Origin of the sequence: Streptomyces phaeoluteigriseus (genome assembly GCF_001896135.2) — a bacterium.
GTDB classification, from domain to species: domain Bacteria; phylum Actinomycetota; class Actinomycetes; order Streptomycetales; family Streptomycetaceae; genus Streptomyces; species Streptomyces phaeoluteigriseus.
Genome location: NZ_MPOH02000009.1, coordinates 110,967 through 134,576, shown reverse-complemented (window position 1 = coordinate 134,576; position 23,610 = coordinate 110,967). Strand labels below are relative to the sequence as shown.

General features: G+C 69.6%; 22 protein-coding genes. 12 read left to right on the top strand and 10 right to left on the bottom strand.

The genetic code is table 11. From position 1 onward, the window contains the following. Positions 1 to 22 precede the first annotated feature (22 nt). Positions 23 to 502 (top strand): carboxymuconolactone decarboxylase family protein, encoded by a 480-nt coding sequence (locus BM536_RS08395; RefSeq protein ID WP_073493779.1) that lies wholly within the window; start codon positions 23 to 25, stop codon positions 500 to 502. A 361-nt stretch (positions 503 to 863) separates the two neighbouring features. Here BM536_RS08395 and BM536_RS08390 read toward each other — a convergent pair whose 3' ends face one another. Beyond that, positions 864 to 1,583, bottom strand: a complete 720-nt coding sequence (locus BM536_RS08390) for a DUF4386 domain-containing protein (RefSeq protein ID WP_073493777.1) — start codon at positions 1,581 to 1,583, stop codon at positions 864 to 866. A gap of 118 nt (positions 1,584 to 1,701) precedes the next feature. Here BM536_RS08390 and BM536_RS08385 point away from each other — a divergent pair, with 118 nt between their 5' ends. After that, positions 1,702 to 2,385 (top strand): TetR/AcrR family transcriptional regulator C-terminal domain-containing protein, encoded by a 684-nt coding sequence (locus BM536_RS08385; RefSeq protein ID WP_073493775.1) that lies wholly within the window; start codon positions 1,702 to 1,704, stop codon positions 2,383 to 2,385. 263 nt (positions 2,386 to 2,648) lie between these two features. Here the strand turns inward: BM536_RS08385 and BM536_RS08380 are convergent, their stop codons facing one another. Then, positions 2,649 to 3,548, bottom strand: a complete 900-nt coding sequence (locus BM536_RS08380) for a winged helix-turn-helix domain-containing protein (RefSeq protein ID WP_143650862.1) — start codon at positions 3,546 to 3,548, stop codon at positions 2,649 to 2,651. 760 nt (positions 3,549 to 4,308) lie between these two features. Here BM536_RS08380 and BM536_RS40270 point away from each other — a divergent pair. After that, entirely contained in the window at positions 4,309 to 4,530 is a 222-nt protein-coding gene (locus BM536_RS40270) for a hypothetical protein (RefSeq protein ID WP_143650860.1), read from the top strand. A 161-nt stretch (positions 4,531 to 4,691) separates the two neighbouring features. On the opposite strand, the gene BM536_RS43920 is transcribed toward BM536_RS40270, so the two are convergent. After that, entirely contained in the window at positions 4,692 to 4,826 is a 135-nt protein-coding gene (locus BM536_RS43920) for a hypothetical protein (RefSeq protein WP_281258550.1), read from the bottom strand. A 314-nt stretch (positions 4,827 to 5,140) separates the two neighbouring features. On the opposite strand from BM536_RS43920, the gene BM536_RS08375 reads away from it, so the two are divergent. Further along, positions 5,141 to 5,509: a VOC family protein gene (locus tag BM536_RS08375; protein WP_073493772.1), complete on the top strand. Its 369-nt coding sequence runs from the start codon at positions 5,141 to 5,143 to the stop codon at positions 5,507 to 5,509. A 72-nt stretch (positions 5,510 to 5,581) separates the two neighbouring features. Here the strand turns inward: BM536_RS08375 and BM536_RS08370 are convergent, their stop codons facing one another. After that, entirely contained in the window at positions 5,582 to 6,139 is a 558-nt protein-coding gene (locus BM536_RS08370; RefSeq protein ID WP_073493770.1) for a dihydrofolate reductase family protein, read from the bottom strand. A 249-nt stretch (positions 6,140 to 6,388) separates the two neighbouring features. On the opposite strand from BM536_RS08370, the gene BM536_RS08365 reads away from it, so the two are divergent. After that, complete coding sequence (locus BM536_RS08365) at positions 6,389 to 6,997, top strand: NAD(P)-dependent oxidoreductase (protein ID WP_073493768.1); 609 nt, start codon at positions 6,389 to 6,391, stop codon at positions 6,995 to 6,997. Here BM536_RS08365 and BM536_RS08360 read toward each other — a convergent pair whose 3' ends face one another. Further along, positions 6,998 to 7,897, bottom strand: a complete 900-nt coding sequence (locus BM536_RS08360; protein ID WP_073493767.1) for a LysR family transcriptional regulator — start codon at positions 7,895 to 7,897, stop codon at positions 6,998 to 7,000. A 56-nt stretch (positions 7,898 to 7,953) separates the two neighbouring features. On the opposite strand from BM536_RS08360, the gene BM536_RS08355 reads away from it, so the two are divergent. Next, entirely contained in the window at positions 7,954 to 8,733 is a 780-nt protein-coding gene (locus BM536_RS08355) for an inositol monophosphatase family protein (RefSeq protein ID WP_073493765.1), read from the top strand. Between the two features lie 119 nt (positions 8,734 to 8,852). Here BM536_RS08355 and BM536_RS08350 read toward each other — a convergent pair whose 3' ends face one another. Continuing rightward, a complete protein-coding gene (locus BM536_RS08350; RefSeq protein WP_245873323.1) occupies positions 8,853 to 10,253 on the bottom strand; it encodes a serine/threonine-protein kinase in 1,401 nt (466 codons plus the stop codon). 493 nt (positions 10,254 to 10,746) lie between these two features. Then, a complete protein-coding gene (locus BM536_RS08345) occupies positions 10,747 to 11,415 on the bottom strand; it encodes a maltokinase N-terminal cap-like domain-containing protein (RefSeq protein WP_073493763.1) in 669 nt (222 codons plus the stop codon). 761 nt (positions 11,416 to 12,176) lie between these two features. Between BM536_RS08345 and BM536_RS08340 the strand changes: the two genes are divergently transcribed. Beyond that, positions 12,177 to 12,962 carry a sulfite exporter TauE/SafE family protein gene (locus BM536_RS08340; RefSeq protein WP_073493762.1) on the top strand — a complete coding sequence of 262 codons (786 nt, stop codon included), beginning with the start codon at positions 12,177 to 12,179 and terminating at the stop codon, positions 12,960 to 12,962. A gap of 214 nt (positions 12,963 to 13,176) precedes the next feature. On the opposite strand, the gene BM536_RS08335 is transcribed toward BM536_RS08340, so the two are convergent. Then, entirely contained in the window at positions 13,177 to 14,052 is an 876-nt protein-coding gene (locus tag BM536_RS08335; RefSeq protein WP_073493760.1) for a helix-turn-helix transcriptional regulator, read from the bottom strand. Positions 14,053 to 14,198: 146 nt separating this feature from the next. On the opposite strand from BM536_RS08335, the gene BM536_RS08330 reads away from it, so the two are divergent. From BM536_RS08330 to BM536_RS08315, 4 genes are all read left to right on the top strand, one after another. After that, entirely contained in the window at positions 14,199 to 14,960 is a 762-nt protein-coding gene (locus BM536_RS08330; protein ID WP_073493758.1) for an SDR family oxidoreductase, read from the top strand. Between the two features lie 723 nt (positions 14,961 to 15,683). Then, entirely contained in the window at positions 15,684 to 16,550 is an 867-nt protein-coding gene (locus BM536_RS44770; protein ID WP_073493754.1) for an SCO2400 family protein, read from the top strand. A 555-nt stretch (positions 16,551 to 17,105) separates the two neighbouring features. Further along, complete coding sequence (locus BM536_RS08320) at positions 17,106 to 17,369, top strand: hypothetical protein (RefSeq protein ID WP_073493752.1); 264 nt, start codon at positions 17,106 to 17,108, stop codon at positions 17,367 to 17,369. Between the two features lie 537 nt (positions 17,370 to 17,906). Continuing rightward, positions 17,907 to 19,316 carry a condensation domain-containing protein gene (locus BM536_RS08315; RefSeq protein WP_079275016.1) on the top strand — a complete coding sequence of 470 codons (1,410 nt, stop codon included), beginning with the start codon at positions 17,907 to 17,909 and terminating at the stop codon, positions 19,314 to 19,316. Positions 19,317 to 19,604: 288 nt separating this feature from the next. Here the strand turns inward: BM536_RS08315 and BM536_RS08310 are convergent, their stop codons facing one another. Both BM536_RS08310 and BM536_RS08305 read right to left on the bottom strand, forming a co-directional pair. Continuing rightward, positions 19,605 to 20,438, bottom strand: a complete 834-nt coding sequence (locus tag BM536_RS08310) for a PIG-L family deacetylase (protein ID WP_073493787.1) — start codon at positions 20,436 to 20,438, stop codon at positions 19,605 to 19,607. A gap of 901 nt (positions 20,439 to 21,339) precedes the next feature. Then, the gene (locus BM536_RS08305) at positions 21,340 to 22,290 is read right to left on the bottom strand and encodes a LysR family transcriptional regulator (protein ID WP_073493750.1); all 951 of its coding nucleotides are present in this window, start codon (positions 22,288 to 22,290) and stop codon (positions 21,340 to 21,342) included. 82 nt (positions 22,291 to 22,372) lie between these two features. Here BM536_RS08305 and BM536_RS08300 point away from each other — a divergent pair, with 82 nt between their 5' ends. Next, positions 22,373 to 23,134 carry a sulfite exporter TauE/SafE family protein gene (locus tag BM536_RS08300; protein WP_094102759.1) on the top strand — a complete coding sequence of 254 codons (762 nt, stop codon included), beginning with the start codon at positions 22,373 to 22,375 and terminating at the stop codon, positions 23,132 to 23,134. Positions 23,135 to 23,610 lie beyond the last annotated feature (476 nt).

Here is a 23,610-nt window from a genome sequence, read left to right as displayed (position 1 = left end):
CTCCACGAGTGAGGACGACATCATGGAACCCCGTTTCAACCTGTTCGACAGCCCGACCGCCGCGAAGGTCGCCAAGCGGTTCTACAACGCCTCGTTGCCCCTGGAGCAGTCGACGCTGCCGAAGACCCTGAGGGAACTGGTGGAGCTGCGCGTCGGCCAGATCAACGACTGCGGCTTCTGTGTCGACATCCACACCAAGGAGGCCGCGGCCGCCGGTGAGTCAGCGCTCCGGCTCAACCTGGTCGCCGCCTGGCGCCATTCCACCGTGTTCACGGAGGCCGAGCGGGCCGCGCTGGCGCTCGCCGAGGAGGGCACCCGGCTCGACCACCACGGCGTGTCCGACGACACTTGGGCCGAGGTGCGCAAGCACTACGACGACGACCAGGTCGGTGCGCTGGTCTGCCTGGTCGCCCTGATCAACGCGGCAACCCGGATGAACGTGATCGTGCGCAACCCGGGGGGTTCGTACGAGCCCGGCATGTTCGCCAGCATGTCGAGCTGACCGGCTGGCGAAAATACGGCCCGGCCCAGGCTCGTTCGTTCCGGGTCGGGCCCGCGCGGCGCGACCCGGCTTGCGAGCAGCCGGGCCCGCAACCAGGACTGTGTTCCTTTGCCAGGGGCACATCCGCATCCCCGTCCCGGTACGGCAGTTCGCGTCAGGCGGCGCGGCGGAGCAGGCCCACCTCCACGACCGCCACTGCCGCACCTGGGTGGCGGGCCAATCCTCACTGGCCACCCACCTTCGCCGACGCCTCGTCGGAGAACGCCCTCATCTCCGACTCGGTCGTCTGCTACGGCGACTGCTTCAGCCACGGCAGGAGCAGCCGGTGACCACCGCCCGACGACCAGAGGCAGCAGCGCCGTCAACCTCGGGCGGCATCACCGACGGACACGGCCGGCTCGGCCACCTGTCCGTCTGCCCCGGACGCGGCGCCTGAGCCGGGCCCGAACCCCCTGACGATCAGCCAACCGGCCAATGCCAGTTCCCAGGCGAACACCGGGAGCGCGGCGACGGACCCCGCCACGGAGAGCTGCGCGTAGGCCCCGAACATCACGGCGACGGCCGAGGCGCAGATCAGTGGCCCGCCGACCAGTCCGAGCACGGCGATGAAGCGCGGCACGAGCCGCGCGCGGTACGCCAGGTACGCGAGCAGGACGGTGTTCAGGCCGAGGGCGACGTTGGGCCCGAGCAGGAACGTCCAGTCGTGCACGGCCGCCAGTGCTACGTCGGCACCGGCCGCCGCCCCTGTGTCCCGCCGCAGGGTGACGAGCGCCAGGACGGCGACCATCCCGACAGCGATGACGGCCGCCTCCAGCAGCCGCCCGAAGGCATACCCGAGCGCGAGCCCCTCGCCGTGGCGCCGCAGGACGGGGAACAGCGCCGCCCCGGTACCGGCCACCGCCACCACCAGCACCACCTCGCAAAGCACCCCGAGCAGCGCCAGCGTGTCGGCGCCCTGCGCCGGCCGGCCTTCCGCCGCGCCCAGCAGGGGGCGGTAGAGAACCGCCCCAGCTATCGCGGCCGCCTCGGTCAACAGGAACAGCGACCCGGCGGCCACCGCGGTTCTCCGGTCGGGACTCATCTTCTCGGTACCCCTCGCTCGATGGTGGTGTACGCCGTACACCACTCTGGACCATAGGTGTACGGCGTACACTCGTCAAGCAGAGGGAGTCGTCGAGGAGGGAAGGGGCAGAACCGAAATGACCCGGCAGAAGGCCACGCACACGCAACGGACCCCCCTGAACAGGGACCGCGTCCTGCGCGCCGCCGTCGCGCTCGCCGACGCCACCGGTATCGACACGCTCAGCATGCGCAGGCTCGCACAGGAACTGGACGTCGTACCGATGGCCCTGTACAAGCACGTGGCCAACAAGGAGGAACTGCTCGACGGCATGGCGGACGCCGTCGTCGGCGAGATCGACCCACCGGCCGCGGGCCCCGACTGGCAGCGCGTGGTCCGCGGGCGGATCCTCTCGGCCCGGCGGGTCCTCCTGCGCCACCCTTGGGCGGCCAGGGTCATCGAGTCACGGACCGGCCCCACGCCGGCCGTGCTGGCGTACCTCGACTCGATGGCCGGAAGCTTCCGGGAAGGCGGCCTCTCCGCCGACCTCACGCACCACGTCATGCACGCGATGGGCAGCCGCCTACTCGGCTTCAGCCAGGAACTCTTCGACACCTCGGGCCCCGCCGGCCCGCCGGACCCCGGGCTGGCCGCACGCTACCCGCACATCGCGGAACTGGCCGCGACGGCCGCCCATGACGGGGGCTCCACGGTCAATGGCGGCTGCGACGACCAGTTCGAGTTCGAATTCGCCCTGGACCTGCTCCTGGACGGCTTCGAAAGGCTCCGCCGACAGGGCTGGACATCCACGCGGAAGGCGTAGCGGGTGTGAGGGCGGGAGCTGACCCCGCGTCGAAGGAAGCCGACCGTAGTAGGTGGCGGATCCTGCCGCGGTACAGGTCCACTGGAGAACGGCCGCGCGGCAGGCGTGAACACCCACCCAACGGATGACGCGGCAGATGCATGGATGCACCGGATCCGATCTCTCCACCACCGCATTCTGCTCGCCGGAGAACACCGAGCGTCACCATCAACTACGGGACACGGCCGAACGATTCACTGTCCCCAGTGAAGCGCGCTCGCCGCTCACGCCAGGAGGTCCATGAGCGCGTTGCCCTTGTCGGTGAGGTGGAGACGGACGTGTTGTCCCTGGCGTTGTCTCACCAGGAGTCCGGCGTGCGCCAGTTGGTCGCAGTGGTAAGACGCCGTACTGACCGAGATACCCACGTGCCGCGCGGTGTCGGAGAGCGAAGGGCGCCTGTGGGCATGGCGCAGGATGCCGGCGCGGGCGCGACCGAGGAGGACGGCGAGGCGATCGGTGTTCGCTTCCGCGGTCGACGTCGAGGAGGAGATGAGTTGTGCCAGCCCTGGCAGCGGGTAGCCGAGCCACAGGACGTCGTTCCGTTCGGCGCTGTAGGTGCCCGAGGTGAAATGGGACGCGAGGGGCACCAGTACGATGCGCCGCCGTCCGAGTGCGGTGAGGTGGCCGACACACGGATGAGGCAGGTGGAAAGCGCCGTCGGCGTAACGCACCTTGCCGCCCATCGAACCGAGGAGCGCGTCGAGGCTGTTGGTCACTGTGGCCAGGCCGACACGCTCCTGTTCTCGTCGCAGGTAGGGCGCCACTTCCTTCCAGAAGGGGGTGAGGGCGTCCCAGACCGCGACCAACGTGTTGCGGTAGGCCGACAGGAAGGCACGCGGGCGGGCAGCGGCGGCACGCCAGTGCGGCGGCGGAGTGTTGTCGTGCTGCAGATGCAGCTCCGCAAGGAAGGTTTCCGGGTCCAGCGCATCCAGTTCGGCCAGAACGGCTGAGGGACCGCTCGCGTCCAGGTCGCGCGTCAGAGACAGGGAGTCGGGCGCCCAGACTCCGGAGGCGAACACCGTATGCAACCCTTCGGCGCCCGCTGGTGGCATGGCATTGCGTACCAACTCGCGCAGCGGCGCGGGTACGCCATGTCGGTTCCTGCGGAGGACCTGGAACACCAACGAGAACAGTGTCGCTCCCGGTTGGCCACTGACCGTGAGCGGTATGCGGTCCAGCTGCCCGACCTGCACTGAATACCCGTCCAAGGCTTCCCCCTTGTCTGCGGTCGGCCGCTTCCTCGCCGACACCGGCGGTAGGCGACTGGTATCAAGCCTCAACAGCTCCGCTCCGACGCAGATTCCAGGACGTCACGACGTCGGGCCGCGGCGGCCGGGGGCCTAACTCGGCACGAGCGGGAACGTCAACGCATTTCGAGCAGAATCGAAAAGCTGGGCTGCCAAAGGCGCCTGAGGGAGCATCAGGGAACAGCGAGTGGCACCGCCTACCGCGGCTATGCCCTACGGACGGCATGGCCGCGTATGCAGGCGGAAAACCTTGGAGGGTCGATGCGTACTCGAATGCGCTTCTTTGCAGGTGTCTTCACTGCGGCGGCCGTGGCAACGCTCACTATGGGTGGGGGCGTTGCCGTGGCCGACGACAGTCGACTTGCCCCGGTTGATCGCGGACAGCAGCTCGCGCAGCCGTCGGAGGCATCGAACGCTGCCGGGGCCTACGGGGCACAGCGTCTGAGCAACCCGTACGGGATTCTCAACCAGGGCCGGTGGTAGTTTGCGGCGCCGTAACCACAACACAGGTGCAGGAGCGCACCCTCGCCCGTGCTGGGTACTTGTCCCACCGGCCCCGTCAGGTGATCGGTTACGACCTCCTGCCAGACTGACACGGATCAGTTCACGCGGTACGAGAACGGGGAGCACAACGCGTATGCGCACCAAGACCGTCGCAGCAGTGATAGGCGGAGCCTTCGCCCTTGTTGCCCTGACCGCCGGTGCAGCCCAAGCGGGTCATCACCAGACGCACAGCGTCCCTGGGACCGAGAAGACGGTGGCCGGGGGTCCGTACAAGCCAGTGACCGAGGAGACGGTGACCGGGGGGCCGTACAAGCCCACCGGCGATGTTCTCAACAACCCGAGTCCGCTGGGCTGACCGTCCGGCGTGGTCGTCCAGGCTCCGGGCAGCCCCACCGACGAGGGGCTGTTCAGGAACACCTGCTGCCTCCGCCGTTACGTCCGGTGAGCCTCACCCGCCAGAGGCGGTACGTGAGGTTCACAGCGAATCCCCGGCCTGGTATGGCCGGGGATTCGCTGCTACTCAGCTTCCGTGTCCGTCTCGCCGAGGAGTTGGCCCAGCCGTGGCAGGCCGGCGTCGGGACTCGCCCGGTTGGCCGGATGGACGACGCCTGTCCTGGCCGCCAAGCCGATGAGGAGGGCAACACCCGTCATCAGGCAAGGACAGGTGGCCGAGCGGTGTCCGGATCCGGGCGCGGTCCGTACGAGCCGTCCTCCCACGTCCGCCAGGAGCGTGAGTCGCCCCGTCCCGGCGAGCTGGCGATGCGTGAAGGCCGCGTCCCCAGCTGAGGGAGCGCCGCGTACCGGGGTGGGACTTCGACCGCACTGGTTCGGCAAGGGAGATGCGTTGTCGTGCCATCGCGGCCGTGGACATGCTCCAGGGGGTGACCACTGAAGCTCCGCCATCGATGAGTTCACGGTCCTCGAACGGTCTGCCCACCGATACGACCGTTCGCGACAGGAGTGCCATGTCCACCATCCAGCCAGTGATCGTGACTGCCGACCAGGACGCTCTGCTCGGCTTCTACACGGAATTGTTCGGCGCTGCGGAGATCTTCCGGGTACCGGCGGAAGGCCCGGCCTTCTACCTCGGCTTGCGCATCGGCGACACCGACCTCGGGCTGGTGTCCAAGACGCAGCCGGGATCCGGGGCGGCGCCACGGATCCTGCTCAGCATCGGTGTCGACGACGTCGACGAGACGCTTCTCCGGGTGGAGGCGCTGGGCGGCTCGGTCCGTGGCGGCCCCAACGACATGCCGTGGGGACAGCGCGTCGCCCACATCCAGGACCCCGACGGCAACCCGTTGAACCTCACGCAGCCGATCCTGGCCCGGTGACGCTGCCGCGGGGACATGTGCTGCTCGTCGGCAACCTGTCCGCAGATCACCGGTGAGACCGACCGGTGCGGCTCAGCGGGTCCGATAGCGCGCGTAGATCAGTCCACTGCCGAAGGCGCGCTCCTCGACCAGCTCGAGATCGAGGCGCACGCCGTCGGGGAAGAACCGCTTGCCGCCGCCGACCACGCTCGTGGTGATGAACAGGTGGTACTCGTCCACCAGGCCGGCCGCGATCGCCTGGGCCGCTAGGTTCGGGCCGTCGACGGTGAGGTCGCGGTCCGCCTCGACCTTGAGCTTGCGCACCGCGTCCGGGTCGAAGCTTCGCTCGATCCTGGTCTTCGCGCTGGACACCGACTCGAGCGTCGTGGAGTACACGACCTTCTGCGCGGCCTGCCAGTCGCGGGCGTACTGCAGGATGTGCGGCGGCTGGTCGGGCTCGGTGTGCGCGGTCTCCCAGTAGACCATCGTCTCGTACATCCGTCGGCCGTAGAGGTACGTGCCGACGGGACGGAAGAGGTCGTTGACGAAGGTATGCACCTCCTGATCCTCGGCCCCGGTGCCGAGGCCGCCCTCCGCCGCCTCGGCGTAGCCGTCGAGCGAGGTGATCATCGAGTAGATGAGCCTTGCCATGTGTCTCCCTCGGGTACGAGCGCGTCAGACTGCCGATGCCGACGGTCCCGCTGCTATGACCTCCGCACGACCCGGAACTCATCAGTCGACTGGTCGGCCGGTACCGGCGACCGTCAGATCCCGGAGGAACCGCCCCTCGTCGGCGGGTTACCCGCGGGCCATCTTCAGCGAAGCGATTGCGTCCGGGTAAATTTAGGGGTCAGATCATTGCACTTGATGTTAAGTGGAGACCTCCCTAGCGTTCTCGACATGAACCTCACCGTCCTCGCGGCCTCCGGCCGGACCGGAATCGCCCTCACCCGACGGGCACTGCGACGGGGGCACACCGTGACCGCCATCGCGCGTGATCCCGAGCGCATCGCCCTGCCCGACTCCCCCAACCTGCGCAAGATGGCGGGCGACGTGAACGACGCGGCCGGAATCGCCGCCGTCGTGGACGGGGATTCCGTGGTCCTCTCCGCGCTCGGCACGGACCGGGCCGGAATTCTCCTGACCGGCGCCCGGGCCGTCCTCGCCGCCGGCCCACGACGTGTCATCTGGCTCGGTGCGTACGGCACGGGCAAGTCCGCCGAAGCGGCGGGTGAGGGCGCTGCTGTGCTCGTCAAGGTGCTGGGCGACCGACTGGCGGACAAGGTCGCAGCCGACAACACCGTTCTCGCGGCCGGTGGCACCGTCTTCCACGCCGGGATGCTCACCGACGGGCCCGAAAGCCCCCGTCGGCGCACGGTCGGCCTGGCGGCCGCACCTCGTTTCGACCTCGGTGCAAAGGTCAGCCGGGAAACCGTCGCCGCGGCGATGCTCGACGAAGCCGAGGCGCCCGGTTTCCCCGGTGCCGTGGCCCTGCCGCTGTCGGAGTAGTCAGCGGGCGGTGATCTCCTCGAGCGACGCCCTGACCTGCTCGCGGAGCCAGGCGTGGGCGGGGTCGGAATCGAAGCGCTGGTGCCAGTTGCAGTTGATCGTCGCAGCCGGGGACTCGATCGGCAGCGGCCGGGCGACCAGGCCGAACGCCTCGATGAGGGGGCGGCCCAGGATCGCGGTGCAGGTGACCAGCGCGTCGCCGCGGGCGGCGATCTGCAGGGCGGTGGAGACCGTGGCCACTGCCGCTACCACCCGGCGCCGCAGGCCTTGTGCAGCCAGCACGTCGTCGATCGACGCGGTGAGGCGACCACGCCGGGAGATCACCACATGCGGCTGCGCCGCATAGGAGGCCAGGTCCAGTCCGGAGGCACAAGGGTGCTCCGCGCGCATCGCCACCACGAGCCGATCGTCGCCGAGCGGCTCGGACCGGAACTCAGGCAGCTCCGGCCTGCCGCCACCGACCTCCAGATCGACGCGACCGTGTCGCAGGTCGTTGGTGTCCATGGAGTTCTCCGCCAGCACCCGCAACCGCACCCCGGAAGCCCGCTCCCGGATCCTCCCCACCAGCACCGGTACCAGGGATGCGGCCACCGCGTCGTGACACTGGACCGTGAAGGTGCGGTCCAGCTCGGCCAGATTCAACTCACGGACGGGCAAGAGCACTTCGTGCGCCTGCCTGACCAGCCGGTGCACGTCCTCCCGCACCGACACCGCGTACGGGGTCGGAACCATCGAGTGGCCGGTACGCACCAGGATGTCGTCACCCGTGACGGCGCGGAGTCGGCCGAGGGTGCGGCTGACCGCCGGCGAGGACAGATGCAGCCGCTCGGCCGCGCCCATCACGCTCCCCTCCTCGAGCAGGGCGTCCAGCACGGTCAGCAGATTCAAGTCCAATTGCACAAAAGTAAATCCTAACCAGATGCAGATCCACTTCGATCAACTTTGGGAGCCTTCCAATGAGCCAGGACCTGCTCGCCGCGACCGTCGCCGCCGTCCGTCAGGCCGGCGCCTTGATGATGACGCGCTATTCCACCGAGTCCCGTCAGCCTGGGCTCCCCGAACTGCTCGCGGACCTCCAGGCCAATGACGCGGCCGTTGTCGACACACTGCGCCCGGCGTTGACCGAGGCCCTACCGAGCGCGGGCTGGCTGAATGACGAGCATGGGGCAGGACCGATGGCCGCGGGTGAGTGGTGGCTCATCGATCCGGTCGGCGGGAACGTCAACGCCGTGCACGGCATGCCCGACTGGAACATCGGCGTGAGCCTCGTCCGTGATGGCCGTCCGGTGCTGGCGGCGGTCTACTTCCCGGTCCTCGACGAGATGTTCACCGCGACCGAGGGCGACGGGGCGTTCCTCAACGGGGTGCGGCTGAGGGCTTCGGTCAAGACGTCGCTGGACGGCGCACTGACCGGGACCGGCCAGGCCAAGCCAGGTCACGACCCCGAACTCGCGCGGCGGATGGGCTCCGCCTTCACCGAGATGATGAACTCCGCCCTGTACGTGCGGGTTTCCGTACCGGTGACCGGCCAGCTCGCCCAGGTCGCCGCGGGCCGGATGGACCTGCACTGGCAGTTCGACAACGTCCGCTCCCACGCGGCAGGTGTGCTGCTGGTCCAGGAGGCCGGAGGCATCGTGACCGACCTCGAGGGCAAAGCGTGGGAGCTGGCCACCGGGAGTTATCTCGCCGCCGCACCGGGGGTGCACGCCGCCGCTCTGGAAGTCCTCACCTCCTGACGCACGTCCCGGTCCATCCTCCTCATGACCGCGATGAACGGCGGAACCTCGATGATCGTGGCAAGCCGCTTGCGAACGGTGGAGCGGGGTGAAGCGTGGCCGCGCTGAAGGTGTTGCGGCTACTGCTCGTTCCCCTTCCCCGAATCCCGGCTCTTTGCGTTGCCCTGCCCTGCGGAAGCCTTCTTGTGTGCTCGGCCGGGCGGTTCGTTCGCGTTCTTGGCCCCGGAGCCCGCTGTGGCATCGGTTGTCTTCTGCTGAGGGGCGGCGCTACGTGGTGTCGGGCCCGCGTCGGTGGCGGCTTGCCGGCTCAGGATCTCGGACGTCGCGCTGTCACTCGGTGCGGGGGCGGAGCTGCCGGGCGGCTGGGCGGGGACGCGGTGGCTGACGGGCGGCTGTGGCACCGGTGTGACGGGGGTTTCCTTGCTGTCCTGCGAGCTGTCGGGACCAGGGGAGGTCACGACCGGGCTCCCGGCGGGACGGTCCGCCTTGCTGCCGGTGCCCTGATGCGACGAACCGTCGGTGACGGCGAGGGTGGCGGCCATGGCCGCGGCGAGCGCGGCAGTCGCCCCGGCCATCAGGGCGCGGCTCCGGGTACGAGCGGGTGCGGAAGCGGCTCGGTGAGACGCTTCGGTGGCGGACCGCTCCGGGCCCGGCACCAGGCCTGGCAGCGGATTCCTGTGGGTGCGGATACTGCCACTCGTAGGCCGCCGGCCTGCAGCGACGCTCGTGGCACGGGCTGCGGGCTGGTGGGCCGTGAGGTCCGTGTCTGCGGACAGAGCAGCCAGTGTCCGGGCGCAGACGCGTGCCGTCGGGCGTGTCTGCTCGTCCAGTGCGGTCATGTCCCGTAGCAGAGCGGCGAGTTCGTCGGGGAGGTGGTCCGGGAGGCGGGGCTGGCGGTGAAGCCGCGCGATCGCGGCCTCCAACGGGCCGCCGTCGTATTCGAGCCTGCCGGTGAGGCATTCGAGGAGCACCAGTCCCAGGGCGTAGACATCGGCAGACCGGCCGACCGGCCGGCCGAGCACCTGTTCCGGTGACAGATAGGCCGCCGTGCCGATGAGGGTGCCGGTGGCGGTGCACGTGGTGGCACCGAGCAACCGGGATATGCCGAAGTCGGTGAGGTGGGGGTGGCCGGATCGGTCCAGGATGACGTTGGACGGCTTGACGTCTCGGTGGACGATTCCCGCATCGTGCGCGTGAGCCAGGGCCTCGGCGAGGCCGGCACCGAGCGCGGCGGTGGCTTCGGGAGGCAGGGGGTCCTCGGCGATGCGCTCTTTGAGGGTCTGGCCTTCGATCAGTTGCATGACCAGATAGGCGTCACCACCGTGCCGTCCGGCGTCGTAGGCAGTCACCAGCCCGGGATGCTGCAAGCGGGCCAGGATCATCGCCTCGCTCAGAAACGCTTCCTCTGTGTCGAAACCGGTGTCGGGCCGGAACAGTTTGAGTGCCACCGGCCGACGCAGCCGCAGGTCGAATCCGCGGTGGACGTCCGCGGCACCACCCGAACCGATGCGCGCGTCCAAGCGGTATCGGCCGGCCAGTATCCGGGCGGACGGCCGGGAGGCCAGTGTGAATCGCGACTCGCGGAACCCCAATGCTCTCTCTCCCACTGGCTTGTAGAACGCTTCCGGCGTACGCCCGCTGATCACGGGTTCGCGGACGCGGGTACCCGCAAGGCACCGGACTACCCTCAGCACCTCGCCGCCCGCGCCGAGTCGTGCAAGCAACCGCTACTCCGGGGCCGAAGTGAAATGGGGTGGGGGGGTGCCTGCCGGTAGTACCGGACATCAGGAGTCAGCTGCTGATGGGCGGCGACGTTTCCGACGTCATCCGCACTGGGGTGTCCGACGGTCCGGTGAATCCCGGTCGCCGCCGTCGAGATCGCGGTCGCAGCTGTTGACCAGGGAAGAACCGTTTGCTTCGCTCCGTGTCGACGACGCCCCTACGGGGACGCAGCTCCGTCCGGATTCCCCTTGTTGGTCGGCCGAGCGCGCCGCTGATTGCCGCACGGGCCCCCTAGGCCGTAGGGCCCGTGTGCAGGACTACGAACAGCCCCCGCGCGCGCGTGCCGTCCGGCATCTGCCAGGAGCCGGCGACGTGGCCGGCCGCTTGCGGCGGCAGGAGCGGCGCGTGGTCCGGGGCGGGGCGCAGGACTCGGTGCAAGCGGAGTGTTGTGCCATGCGGTGCCGACAGCTCTGTGCCCTCATGGTCGTCCGCGGCACTGGTGGTGGTGAAGTCCATGAGAGCGCGATCGTCGCCGCTGAAGGAGCGTGTGACCTCATGGTCGGGCATGTCGCTCGTGTTCTGGTCCTGGGCCTGGACCCGTCCCTTGATCAGAGCGGACAACTGGGCGACCAGCACGGGGTCGTGGCAGCCGTCGTAGGCCCAGCGGCGCCCCAGGACGCCGTGTTCCATGGTGCCCACGAGGGCGTGCTCCGCCCCGTCGAGCGGGGCTCCGCGGTAGGTGAGCGGTACCAGGTAGGTGGCCGAAAGGCTGCCCGAGCTGTCGGTGACCACCAGGAACTCGATGCCGACCTCCCCCTCGGGATCGTCCAGCCGGAAGCCCCCGGCCTTGGCCAGGTCCGGGTCACCCGCGCCGGCGAGGTACCACGGCCGGGAGGGCAGCCAGGAGGTGAGCAACTCCAGTTTGGTCGGTTTGAGGGCTGTGTGGTGAATGACGGCCATACTGCTGGCTCTCTCCCGTCGAGCGAATGCGCCTTGCACAGCTTTTCATCTGTCCGACGCCTGTCCCAGCGGATTCTCGCCGTCCGACGCCTGCCCCAGCGAATCCTCGCTGTCCGACGCCTGTCCCAGCGGATTCTCGCCGTCCGACGCCTGCCCCAGCTAATCCTCGCTGTCCGACGCCTGTCTCGGTGGATTCTCGTCCGGCGGGACCGATGCGACAGTCCGGGCACCGCCCGCGGATCACCGGATGAGCTGCCGCAGGCGCAGCACGGCTGACAACGGGTCGGCGAGGAAGCCGGGTATCGGCCCGGTGCCGGCGGACGTGCCCGTGGCGGTCCGAGCGCGAGTGACGGTTGCCTGGCGCATCCCAAGCGGCACGCCGACCGCAAGAACGGCTTGAACGAACGCCTCCGCACCGAAACACAGCAGAACCCGGAAACGAGAATCCGTTCCGGGAAACCGTCACCCAACTCAGGAAGGCCATCGCCAAAGGCCATCGCCAACCCAAAGGGCAAAGGCCGAGCAGAGTTTTGTCAACCGGTATCCGCCCTGCCCCTCGCCAGCGCCGTTCTCTCGCACCCAGCGGAGAGAGTCCTCGACAGACCTCGACGTCACTTCTGACAAGGCCTTTCCCTCCTGGGGCTGCCCACCGTCTGATCGAAGCAGGTCGGAACGGTGTTGAGACAGCGAGACACGGGCGATCTAGGCTGTCGCGCAAGTCCAAGCGGGACGGGCTTGCTCAGACGACGCGAGGGGACCGGGTGGAGTGGCAGCTGGGGGTGGCCGGCGTCGCGGTCGGGGTGCTGATCGCCGTCGTGACCGCGCCGGTCGGCGTGTCCGGGGCGGTGTTCCTGCTGCCCGTACAACTCAGCGTCTTCGCCGTGCCCAACCCGGCCGTCACGCCCACGAACCTGCTCTACAACGTGGTGGCGGGGCCCGGCGCCCTCCTGCGTTACCGACGTGACGGTGCCCTGGCGGGACCGCTCGTGCGTCGGCTGGTACTGGGCACCCTGCCCGGCGTGGCCCTCGGAGCGGTCATCCGCGTGTTCGCCCTGCCAGGCCCGCGCGTCTTCCGCTTCCTGGTCGCCGCCTTGATGCTGCCCCTCGGCACCTGGCTCATCGCCAGGACCCTGCGCCCCACGTCCCAGGACAACCGGCGCCCCGAACCCGCACCCCGCACGGTCACCGCCCTGGCGCTCGCGGTCGGAGTCGTGGGCGGCGTCTACGGCATCGGCGGTGGCTCGATCCTCGGCCCCATCCTCGTCGGCCGCGGCCTCCCCGTCTCGAAGGTCGCCCCGGCCGCGCTCGCCTCCACGTTCGCCACCTCGGTGGTCGGCGCCTCCACCTATGCCCTGCTGTCCTTGGTCCACCACGGCAGCATCGCCCCCGACTGGTTCATCGGCCTGGCCTGCGGTCTGGGCGGACTCATCGGCGGTTACCTCGGTGCCCGCCTCCAGCCGTACCTGCCCGACACATTCCTGCGTCTTCTCCTCGGCACCCTGGCCGCCACACTCGGCGCCCTCTACGCGGTCGACGCACTGCTGTGACCTGGTCGATCAACCTGGGCTGGTGGCACATCAACGGGTCGCCGCCATCGGGCAGTGTGCCGTCCGCCGAGCCACGCAGGACCGGGCACACCGTCGGGCGAGCTGGTGGACAGGGATCAACCCGGTGCGGCGACGGGGCGACGGGCGGACGGGCGGACGCATGACCGTGCCCTGCGACACAGAGGTCCAACTGCAAACGCGGCCCAGCCCCGGGTCACGGGGCCGAGGGCCGTCTTTCACCTGCTGACGCGGGGTGGCTGTCCTGCGCACGCTCTTCCTGCTGGGACATCGCGGCCAGGAGACGAAGCTTCTCGTCGCTGTCACTGTCTTTGTCGGGATAGTAGACGACGAGGATGACGTCCTCGACGGCCATTTTGTCGCGGTGCAGGCGCAGCTCTCCGACGCCGGGGTGGTGCACGGTCACCGTCCCGCCCACCAGGTCACGGACGTCGTGGCGGGCCCACAGCGTCCGAAAGCGCTGGCTGGACAGCGCGAGTTCTCCTATGAATTCCACGAAGCGGGGATTGTCGGTGTCGTCTCCGATCGTGGTCCGCACTGTGGCGATGAAACTCGCGGCGGCCTTCTCCCAGTCGTCGTGGAAGGCTTGTTCCTCGGGGTCGAGGAAGAAGGAACCCAGTCGGTTGTATCCGGGGCGCAGCCGTGGGGAGAGCGCGACGGCCATGGGGTTGGAGGCCAGGACATCGAAGGCGCGGCCTTCGACGAACGCGGGAACGGGCAGGTGCGCAAGGAGCTGGTGGATTCGTGCCGGCACATGTTCGGGTCTCCTGCGACGCGGCTTCCTGGGCAGCACGGCGGCCAGCCCCAGCAGATATGTGCGCTCCACGTCATCGAGGTGCAGGACGCGCGCAAGTGATTCCAGGACCTGGGGCGAAGGGTTCTTGTCCCGGCCCCGTTCCAGCCGCAGATAGTAGTCCGCACTGATGCCGGCGAGCATGGCGACTTCCTCACGGCGCAGCCCCGGAACCCGCCGGTTCGCCCCGGCCGGAATACCGGCTTGCGTGGGGAAAACCAGGTCGCGTCGGGCGCGGAGATAGTCGCCGAGCCGGTTTTCGGAGGTGTCACCGTTCATGACCCCACCGTAATGCGCACTGGAACCCCGAGAGGGGGCCCTGACAGGACCCAGGAAAACGGCGGCCCTGCCGCATTCCGGCATTCGGCTCCACGGTGGTGAAAGACCAGCGATCACCGCTGGACCGCACATCGAAGGAAAACACCGTGGACCTCTCCAACCGCACCGTCCTCATCGTCGGCGGCACTTCCGGCATCGGCCGTGAACTGGCCCGCCGCTTCGTCGCCGCAGGCAGCACCGTGGCCGTCGCCGGCCGCAGCACCACCGCACTCGCCGAGCTGGCCCGGGAAGGCATCGGCACCTTCACGCTCGACGTCACCGACGGCACCTCCGTCGCCCGGGCCCGCGAGGCCGTCCTGGCTCAGTACCCCCAGCTCGACACGGTCGTGACCATGTCAGGCGTCATGCACCTGGAAGACCTGCGCGACCCCGCCCACTTCCAGGCCGCCCAGGTGACCGTCAACACCAACCTGCTGGGCACCATCCGCGTCACCGACGCCTTCACCCCCCACCTGATCCAGCAGGGCGCGGGCACCTTCGTCACCGTCACCTCCGGCATCGCCTACCTGCCGTTCCCCCCGATGCCCACCTATGCCGCATCCAAGGCCGCCGTCCACGCCTACTCCGAAGCTCTGCGCGCCCAACTGAAGGGCACCGGCGTCGGTGTCGTCGAACTCGTCCCCCCGGCCGTCGCCACCGCAGGACAGGAGAAGGTCAACCCCAACGCCCTGCCCCTGGACGCCTTCGCCACCGAAGTCATGCAGTTGCTCGCCCAGAACCCCACCCCCGACGAGATCCTCGTCGAAGGAGTGCACATGCACCGCTGGGCCGAGCGTGACGGCACCTACCAGGACCTCGTCGCCCAGCGCACGAAGGCTCTCGCCATGCTCCCTGGCCGGCAGGACTGACCAGGCACAGACTTCCGGCTCCGCCGTGCGCCAGGGCCGTGGCATGCAGGTACTCGCGGCGGGGCTGTGCCCCGCCGTCTCCTCCCATCCGTGCGGGTCCGTACCGCCGCGCCACCCCACCGCGGCGGCGGACCGACCGGACGGAAACGGCTGTGGCACCCGGACCGCGGGACGGTCGAATTCGCTTGCACCGCATTCCACCTGGCCGAACAGTCGGAACAGACGCTGGTGATCTATTCCGACGACCGGCAAGTGGCCGCTTCAGCTCTGGCAACCACTTGTGTCGCGTGACCCCGTGCGGCAGCGGGACAGCGTGACACATGCACGACTTCCTGGCCCCACCTGGCGCCACCTGGCGCCACCTGGCGCCACCTGGTGCGCTGAACGACACCCCGACCCATGCGGGCCTGGTGGTGTCGGCGCCTTGACGCAGCCCCAGGAGGCGGTCGTACCACGATGTCGGACCCCGTGTGCGTCCATCCGTAGTAGCGGGCGATGGCACTGGGGCTGTCCAGTTGTTGGATCCAGTGAGGCGGCGGCCGGTGCGGTCCGGACGCCGGTCTGCGACACCGTGCGGAGAATCTGCGCAGGAGCGCCACACAGGCTGCACACAGCCTCTCGAAAGCGTCGTTAGCGTTGCTGACTGCTCGATCCCCCGTACGAATGTGACCAGGTCGTGGCCCGGACGGGCCAACGGCACAAGCACCCCAGGAAGACCAGCAGATGGACTACTGCTCCACGTGTCGTCGGCATCTCAACGGCGCCTTGGTGTGTCCCGGGTGCGGCGCCTACGCCCCGGACATCGCTCCGCCTGCCACGAACAGCCGCCCCGTCCCGATCCCGGGCGCCACCGCGGCGACGACCGCCGACGCACCCGGATCCTGGCAGGCGGGACAGTCCACGAGTCTCGAACCCGGGTACGACTCTTCCTCGCAAGGCGAAGCGGAGCCCTGCGACACCGGCCCTGCCGCCGCCGACACGGCGGCGGCAGGGTCCGCGGGACTCGGCCGTGCGGCGCGACGTCGCCAACTGGCCCGATGGAACAAGAACAAGCGCCGGGCCGCCGTAGCGACCGCCGTGGCCATCGTCGGCGGTGGGCTCACCGTCGCCACCATGGACCGGCAATCCACCGACCGGACCCAGGCAGCCACAGCGCCCGACAGGCACAGCATGGGCCTGGCAGAAGAACAGGTGGTGCCGGAGAGCAACCGGCCGGCCCCGGCGCCGCCCGCCGAGGACCGGACGTCGCGCACTGCTGCGGACGCACGGAACACCGGCACGGCACGGCAGCAGCCGCAAGCGGTCCCTGCCTCCGCCGAAGCACGTAGCGCCCGGCAGGCTCCCGCCGGGCCGCCGAACGCCCGGCCGGTCGCCGCCGTTCCTGCTCCGGTCGCGGCACCGCAGCCCGCAGCGCAGACCACCGACCACGCCCCCGTCGCTTCCGCCCCTGAGAACAGCGGTACGGCGGTACAGCCCTCCGGCTCACCGGCACAGGCCGACAGCACGGAGGCAAGCGCATCGCAGGCCGATCCGGCATCTGCGTCGACTTCACCGTCACAGCTCTGCCTGCTCGTGCTGTGCCTCGACTGACCGGGCTCGGCATCCGGCCGCGACGTCGACCACGATGGCTGTAGCACTTGAGTAGACGCCACGAGGTGGTGCCCTGCCGCCTCGTCCGGTGACGGGCTGTCGACGTCCCGGCCTCTCACCGCACAGCCGGTGCCGCATCCCTATAGCAGACGCAGGAACTGGCGCTCCGGCCTCATCACCGAGCCCGTCGGCGCCGCTCCGGCAAACGGCACGCCGGGCGGCTGCCTGACCGTCGCCCACGGTGAGATCGCGGAATCTGTCGCTCATGCCGGGCGGGGTCATGGGTGAGGGCGGTCCGTCGACCGCTCCGTCCTCGCGATCATGCCCCCACCGGCCCCGGGCCCGACGCCGTGGTCCGGCGGGAAGCCCCGTGTCCCACGTCGCCTCGACGCGCTGTCGATCCCGGATGCCATGTGCTCGGCGCCCAACTCGGTCCGTACGAGGGGTTCTTCGGCTGGTTCAGCAAGCGCGCCCGGCGCACTACGAGGTCAGGCGGACTTCCACAGTCCGCTGACAGAACATGTCACTCGTGGAAAAATATGATCGTGATCGATCGTGCGAAAGGCCGTCGCCCTTGCGCATCTGGCGTTGAAGGACCTGCGGGAGGGCACCACCGTCCAGGCCTCGGATTTCCGGCGTGTCCCGGTCTCGAACCATCTGGGCGACGGCCTCTGGCACGACGGGATCGATCACGTCTTCAGGCCGGTTCGGCTGGTGGCCTCGCTGACTGCCGCACTCTTCCGGCCGGGTGAGCACAAGACGGTGGAGCTGCTGGGCATTGCGGTCCTGCTGTCACGGCAACGGGACGGAGCGGCATGAGCCCGACGGACCGGACCGGGTCCTCGCACCGTCGGCCTGCACGGCCGAGCAGGCCGCGCCCGGCCGCACGGTGCGGGGTACCTCCCTGCCCGGCACGGTCGTCCCGACCGGCTCGACCGGCTCGACCGGAGCGACCGGAGCGACCGGAGCGACCGGAGCGACCAACGTGGTGGAGCGCTCGCAGAGTTCACGCCTCGACAAGGCGATCCGCTACCACCCCGCGGAGCCGGTACGGCCGTACGACCCCGCCTTGGCACCCGTCCCGCTGAGCCACGCCTACGCACGGCGCCGACCCGCATCCGCGCGTGAGACGCGTTCGAGCCCGTCACTCCGTGCCACCACGGCCGGGTCTCCGTGGCCCGGACGACACTCCGCCGACAGATCCCTCACCAGCGATGACCGCGGTCCCCCATCAGTGGCCGGAGCGTCCCGGAGGACCGCGCGGCCGCTCCTTTCCGAGCCGTCGGTGGCAACCACCCGTCAGCCGTACCCAGGTCCGGGGCTCCTGGACCGCCTCACACCCTTAGGGATTACCTCATGACCCTTCCAGCTCGATCGGCGGCCGCGATTCCCGGCGATTCCCGGGCGCCGGACACCGACGTCCTGCCGGCCTCCTCACGGCAGGACTGGTGCTGGCACTGGGTGCGCTGCTACACGGAGGACTCCCCACCGCAGGAGGCGGAGGTCCTGCTGCTGCGTGGGCGCCTTGACGTCGGGGCCCTGCGGGACGCCCTGGCCGACGTCGAGATGCGGCACGACGCCCTGCGACTGCACCTGGCCGGCGACGAGGGCACCGTCGGGGACGCCACCTGGCCGGGTCAGCGGCTGCGGCCCACCCCGAGCGGCCTCCAGGTCGTGGCGGCCGGCTCGGGCCAGGAGCGGGCCGAGATGACGCACACGCTCGGGCAGCGACTCGACCTGACGGACCGTATGGTCCGCACGACGCTGGTGCGATCGGCCGACGGGGAGCATCTTCTGGTGGCGCAGTTCCACCACCTCGCCGTCGACGCGACCAGCCACGACGTCTTCCGCCGGGATCTCGCCGCCGCCTATGCGGCACGGACCGAGCCTGGGCGCGGCGCCCCGGCCGACGGGCCCGCACCGTTCAGTTATGTGGACATGATCCGCCAGGAGCAGTCCCCGCAGGCCCGCGTGGATCGGCAACGCCGAGCAACCGATCTCGCGCGTACCTTGCGCGCGCATGGAGCGGAGGAGCCGATTCCCGCCCGGCCCGATGCGGAGGTGTCCCTCCGGCCGCAGTCCATCGGCGTACCACTGACGCTGTCCGCCGACCGCACCGAGACTTTGCTCCGCTGGTGCCGTGAGCGGCGGACCACACCGCACAACGCGCTGCTGGCCCTGCTGGCCCGCAGCGTGGCCGAGGCGTACGAACGGGACCGGCTCGTGGCGACCGTCTTCATGCACGGTCGTACGACACCTGCGGCGCGTAAGGCGGTCGGCCTGTTGTGCAACGTGATGCACGTACCGCTGGACATCGGCGACCGGGGCCTGTCGGGTCTGGCCCGCCAGGTGGGAGACAGGATGTTGGCCGCCTGGGACGGAGTCGACCTTCCGCTCAGCGCCGTGGTGGACAACACGACCGCACGGGCCGGCACCGAGGCGGTCTTCCGCACTGCCCTGTCGCATCTGGCGTTCGACATGACCGGTGGCGCGGGCCGGCGAATCAGCGACGCCGGTGAGCCGCTGGCGTTCGGTCCCGCGCTGTCGGCGCAGAACGTGACCTACGAGCCGTCGTACCACCGGCAGCGCTTCGCCGGCCGACGGCAGGCCCTGCAATGCGCGCGGACGCTCTACGCCACTGCGCAGATGACGGAGAGCGGAATCACTGGTTCCCTAAGGGTCGACGAGCGATATCACGACCCCGAACTCCTCGCACGAGTGGCCGACGTATTCCACGCGAGCATCGACGCCCTCCCTGCGGGATGAAGGACGCCGTCGCCGACTCCGCCCCTTCGCCGGCGTCCGCGACCCCCACATCTTCTGTGCTGGCCCTGGATCGGGGACGTACGGCCCGAGGATGACGGGACGCCTCGGCGTACGAACTCCTCCCGGGCGTCCTGACGCACGGCAGTACGGGCCCTCGTCGGCGCCGCCGACGAGGGCCCGCACGCGGGCTGCCGGAGCGGAGTTCGCGTGGACAAGCCTGCGGATGTGTGACCCGCTCGATCGCGCCGTGCGGTCGATGAGGTTCTCCGGGTCGGTCGAACAGGCGGATCAGCGCAGTCCGGCGAAGAGATCGTTCTCGGGCAGGGCCGCGCCGGTGGCGTCCTGGACACGTACGAAGGTCTCCATGCCCATCAGCTCGCCGAACCTCTCCTTGCCCATCTTGAGGAAGAAGATGTTCTCGCCCTGACTGGCGTGCGCGGCCAAGGCGTCGAACTTCTGACCGCTGAACGCGGTGGCGTCCACCCACGTGGTGATCTCGTCGTCGGGGAGGCCGATCTCGGCCATCGCGGCGGTCTCGGCGGGATCCGGCTCCGGCATGTCCTCGTGAAACTCGCGCATGATCTCGCCGAACCGCTGCATCATCGAGCGGGGCATCGTGGTCCAGTACACCTTCGGTGTCAGCGCGGTCATCTCCAGCGCCTTCATCGTGATGCGGTGGGCCTGGATGTGGTCGGGGTGGCCGTAGAAGCCGTTCTCGTCGTAGGTGACGACCACGTCAGGCCGATAGTGCCGCATGAGTTCCGCGAGTCGGGCCGCGCCCTCCTCCACGGGGGTCTGCCAGAAGGATCCGGGGGCGTCATTGCTCGGCCAGCCCATCATCCCGGAGTCGGCATAGTCCAACAGCTCCAGATCGCTGATTTTCAGGACGCCACAACTCGTCTCGAGTTCCTGACGGCGCATCAAGGCGACCGCCGCCGGATCGTGCCCGGGATCGCCCGGCTTGACACCCCCCGGTCCGTCACCGCAACCGCCGTCGGTACACGTCACGAGAACCGTGCGGATGCCTTCCGCCGCGTACCGCGCGAGGACTCCTCCGGTACCGGTGGCCTCGTCGTCGGGGTGGGCGTGTACTGCCATGAGTGTCAAGGGCCGGTCAGTCATGAAACAGTCCTCCTGCATATTTACGTCTTGGTCCGAGTGCGCGACGCGCGGCGGACGTACCGCGATGCTGAGCCCGGCTCCTGGCCGGGCACGGACGACCTCGTGGCCCCCGTGTTCCCCGCCCGTACGGAGCCGGTCCCTCCGTCGCTACAACCGTGCCGACCCGACCTGCTGTTCCCGGCGCGACCGCTCGGCTTCCACGCATCGCTGTCTCGCGGACCGGACCCATGAAACGTCCGCGGAGATGACCTGCTCCACGCCCTCCTTGACGTGATCCACACAGCTTGCTTCCCGCCCGTACGGGGGTGGTCCTGTGCAGTGGGCCTGAGCGGGGTGGTCCTGTGCGGGGGGCCTGGGCGAGGGTGGTCCTGTGCGGGGGCCTGGGCGAGGGTGGTCCTGTGCGGGAGGCGTTGGTCCCGTGCGACCTGCTCCCCCGCGATCCCGCCCCGGGACGAGGGAGGGCCGTGTTCGCGCAGCTGCGCACCCGTCGAGCCGGGCGCCCCCTGACCCGATCCGTCGACCCGGACTCCCCTAACCCGACACCCTCGCTTGCCCGACCCCGCCCCGCACAGGAGCTGCCCAGGCGGCGGCATGCGGTTACGCGCCTGGCCGCAGCCCGCCGGGGCCGAGTCCGTGGATGGACGGGACGCGTCTCCGTCTCCTGCCGTGCCCACGGGGCGTGGCGCCTGCCATCGTGGGGCGCGGTATCGAGCACGGCTCCGGGCCGGTGGTGCTCACCGGTGGGTGGTCGGGCGGCGACGGCCTGGGGGCACACGGCTTCCGCTCTATGCGGTTCAAAAAAGGAGCACGGAATCCACCGGGCGGCCTGTCCCCCAAGTCGGCTGCTCTTGTGGCGGGCACGGGCACTCGGTGTCCCAGCGTGCGTGTGTCCAGGGCTCGGTCAGCCGTCGTGGACGGGTCGTTGACCGTCGGAGTTGGCTGGTGCGCTGCGGGCCACCGGCGCCGACAGGGCCGCCGTACGTAGGTGCTCTGCGAGCGCCGCGGTCGCCGTCGATGCGGCGCCGTCCTTGGCTCCCCAGGCCAGTAGATGGTGGCGGCGAGCCCAGGGGTCCTCCAGTTCGCAGATGTCGAGGGGCAGGTGGGGGTCGACGGCGCGGCGCGGCACCACGGCGAGCCCGACGCCGGCGGTGGCGAGGGAGATGAGCACGCTCAGGTCGGCGACAGTGGTCCGGTGGCGCACCACCGGCGCGTGGGGCCCGAGGTGCTTCTCGATCCAGCGGCGCAGCGAGGAGTCGGCGTTGAGCCCCACGAGGGGATGCTCGGCGACTTCGCCGTAGGGCAGCGCGGTCCGTCCGGCGAGGATCCCTCCGGCTTGGCCGATCACGACGAGGGAGTCGTCACCGAGAGGCTCCGTGCGCAGGCGGCACTCGCGGGCCTCGTCATCGAGGACGACCCCCAGGTCGGCCTCTCCGTCGGCGAGCATGCGCACGGTCTGCGGCGTGCGGCTCTCGGACACCGTGACGTCGATGTCCGGGTGTGCGCGGAGGAAGGAGATCAGGGCCTGCGGCACCAGCCGATGCATCGCGGAGCCGCCGACCAGCAGGGTCAGGGGAGCGGTCGGAGACCGGGTGTAGCTCGCGACGGCACTCTCCAGCCGCGCCGTCTGGGCGAGTACGTCGCGCGCGTGGCGGGCCAGTGTCGCTCCCGCAGGTGTGGGCCGCACACCTCGCCGACCGCGGATCAACAGTGGTACTCCGGCGTGGTGTTCCAGTGAGCGCACCCTCGCGCTGGCCGAGGGCAGGCTCAGATGCATGCGGTGGGCGCCTGCAGTGATCGACCCCTCCGTGACGATGTGGAGAAAGAGCCGCAGGTCGTCCAAGTCATAGCGCACCCGTTCAGCCTAAGGTCCAGCCTTAGGCTGGGTACGGCGATCGGGCATTGTGGACCCGCTGGCCGGGAGCGATGCTCGGCGTGTGCCCGAACTCCTGCTTGTCCTGCTGGCCGGTTTCGGCGCCGGGGTGCTGAACGCCATGGGAGGCGGGGGCACGTTCGTGGCGCTTCCCGCTCTCGTCGCGTTCGGCCTGTCGCCAGTGACGGCGAACGCGGTGTCGAGGGTCGCTCTCGTCCCTGGCGCCATGGCCAGCGCTTGGGTGTACCGACGCGAACTCACCCCCGTCGGGCCTACGTCCACGAAGGCGCTGACAGCGATCAGTGTGACGGGCGGTGGCGTCGGTGCCGGCCTGTTGCTGGTGCTGCCCGCGTCGTTGTTCGACGCCGCGGCGCCGTGGCTGCTCGCTTTCGCCACGGTGATCCTCGCCTTCGGGCGCCGGCTCTCCGGAGCGTTGAGCGGCGCGCTGGGCCGCTCGTTCGGCATGAGTGGGCGAGCCGTCCTGATCGGACAGTTCTTGCTGGCCGTATACGGCGGATACTTCGGCGGTGCCGTAGGCATCCTGATGCTGGCCCTGTGGAGCAGCGGCCTCGGCCTCGACGCCGCGGCGAGCAACCCGATGCGGATCGCTCAACTCGCGGCCATCTATCTCAGCGCGACAGTGCTGTTCCTCGTCGCCTCGGACACACTGAGCGCTCCGCTTCTCCTCGCCACCATGCTTGTCGGCGCCGTGGTCGGGGGTCTCGCCGGCGCCCACCTCGCCCGCCGTCTTCCCGCCCGGCTGCTGCGGGGCGTCATCCTGGCGACCGCCGCGACCATGACCGTCCTGTATTTCCTGCGCGGCTGACTCCACGCGAGGCCGCCCGGCGTTCGGGACGGTGAGGCTTGGACACAGCGGCCTCGGCATGTCGATGACGGGGTTCCAACGGCGCCCCGCACTCTTGCCTTGCGGGGAACGTGTGGAGGGCCCTGGCGCCGTACGGCGCCAGGGCCCGAAGGAACTGCTACACCATCTGCCGGCCCTCATGCTGCGCCGGCCCTCTGTTTCCGCAGACCCGACCGAAACGCAGTCGGGGCTGCCGGGATCGCGGTTGCTCGACCGGAGACCACCTCACTATCGATGTCCTGCGGTACCCGGGTTCAAGACTTCCGCCCGGGCGATCCTGATGGCGCTCGGCTCCTCCGTTTCATCCCTCAGTGATCAACTACTTGCCAAACAGGGGAACTGCGAACTGCTGGTACTTCCTACTGCTGGTACTTCCTACTACGGATGGTGCGTCCTACCGACGTGGCCTGTGCCAGCACCACGGTCACTCTCCGACA

Excerpts from the sequence above, each read along its gene's own strand:
- BM536_RS08395 (WP_073493779.1), top strand. The coding sequence starts at position 23 with ATGGAACCCCGTTTCAACCTGTTCGACAGCCCGACCGCCGCGAAGGTC.
- BM536_RS08390 (WP_073493777.1), bottom strand. The coding sequence starts at position 1,583 with ATGAGTCCCGACCGGAGAACCGCGGTGGCCGCCGGGTCGCTGTTCCTG.
- BM536_RS08385 (WP_073493775.1), top strand. The coding sequence starts at position 1,702 with ATGACCCGGCAGAAGGCCACGCACACGCAACGGACCCCCCTGAACAGG.
- BM536_RS40270 (WP_143650860.1), top strand. The coding sequence starts at position 4,309 with ATGCGCACCAAGACCGTCGCAGCAGTGATAGGCGGAGCCTTCGCCCTT.
- BM536_RS43920 (WP_281258550.1), bottom strand. The coding sequence starts at position 4,826 with ATGACGGGTGTTGCCCTCCTCATCGGCTTGGCGGCCAGGACAGGCGTC.
- BM536_RS08375 (WP_073493772.1), top strand. The coding sequence starts at position 5,141 with ATGTCCACCATCCAGCCAGTGATCGTGACTGCCGACCAGGACGCTCTG.
- BM536_RS08370 (WP_073493770.1), bottom strand. The coding sequence starts at position 6,139 with ATGGCAAGGCTCATCTACTCGATGATCACCTCGCTCGACGGCTACGCC.
- BM536_RS08365 (WP_073493768.1), top strand. The coding sequence starts at position 6,389 with ATGAACCTCACCGTCCTCGCGGCCTCCGGCCGGACCGGAATCGCCCTC.
- BM536_RS08355 (WP_073493765.1), top strand. The coding sequence starts at position 7,954 with ATGAGCCAGGACCTGCTCGCCGCGACCGTCGCCGCCGTCCGTCAGGCC.
- BM536_RS08345 (WP_073493763.1), bottom strand. The coding sequence starts at position 11,415 with ATGGCCGTCATTCACCACACAGCCCTCAAACCGACCAAACTGGAGTTG.
- BM536_RS08335 (WP_073493760.1), bottom strand. The coding sequence starts at position 14,052 with ATGAACGGTGACACCTCCGAAAACCGGCTCGGCGACTATCTCCGCGCC.
- BM536_RS44770 (WP_073493754.1), top strand. The coding sequence starts at position 15,684 with ATGGACTACTGCTCCACGTGTCGTCGGCATCTCAACGGCGCCTTGGTG.
- BM536_RS08315 (WP_079275016.1), top strand. The coding sequence starts at position 17,907 with ATGACCCTTCCAGCTCGATCGGCGGCCGCGATTCCCGGCGATTCCCGG.
- BM536_RS08310 (WP_073493787.1), bottom strand. The coding sequence starts at position 20,438 with ATGACTGACCGGCCCTTGACACTCATGGCAGTACACGCCCACCCCGAC.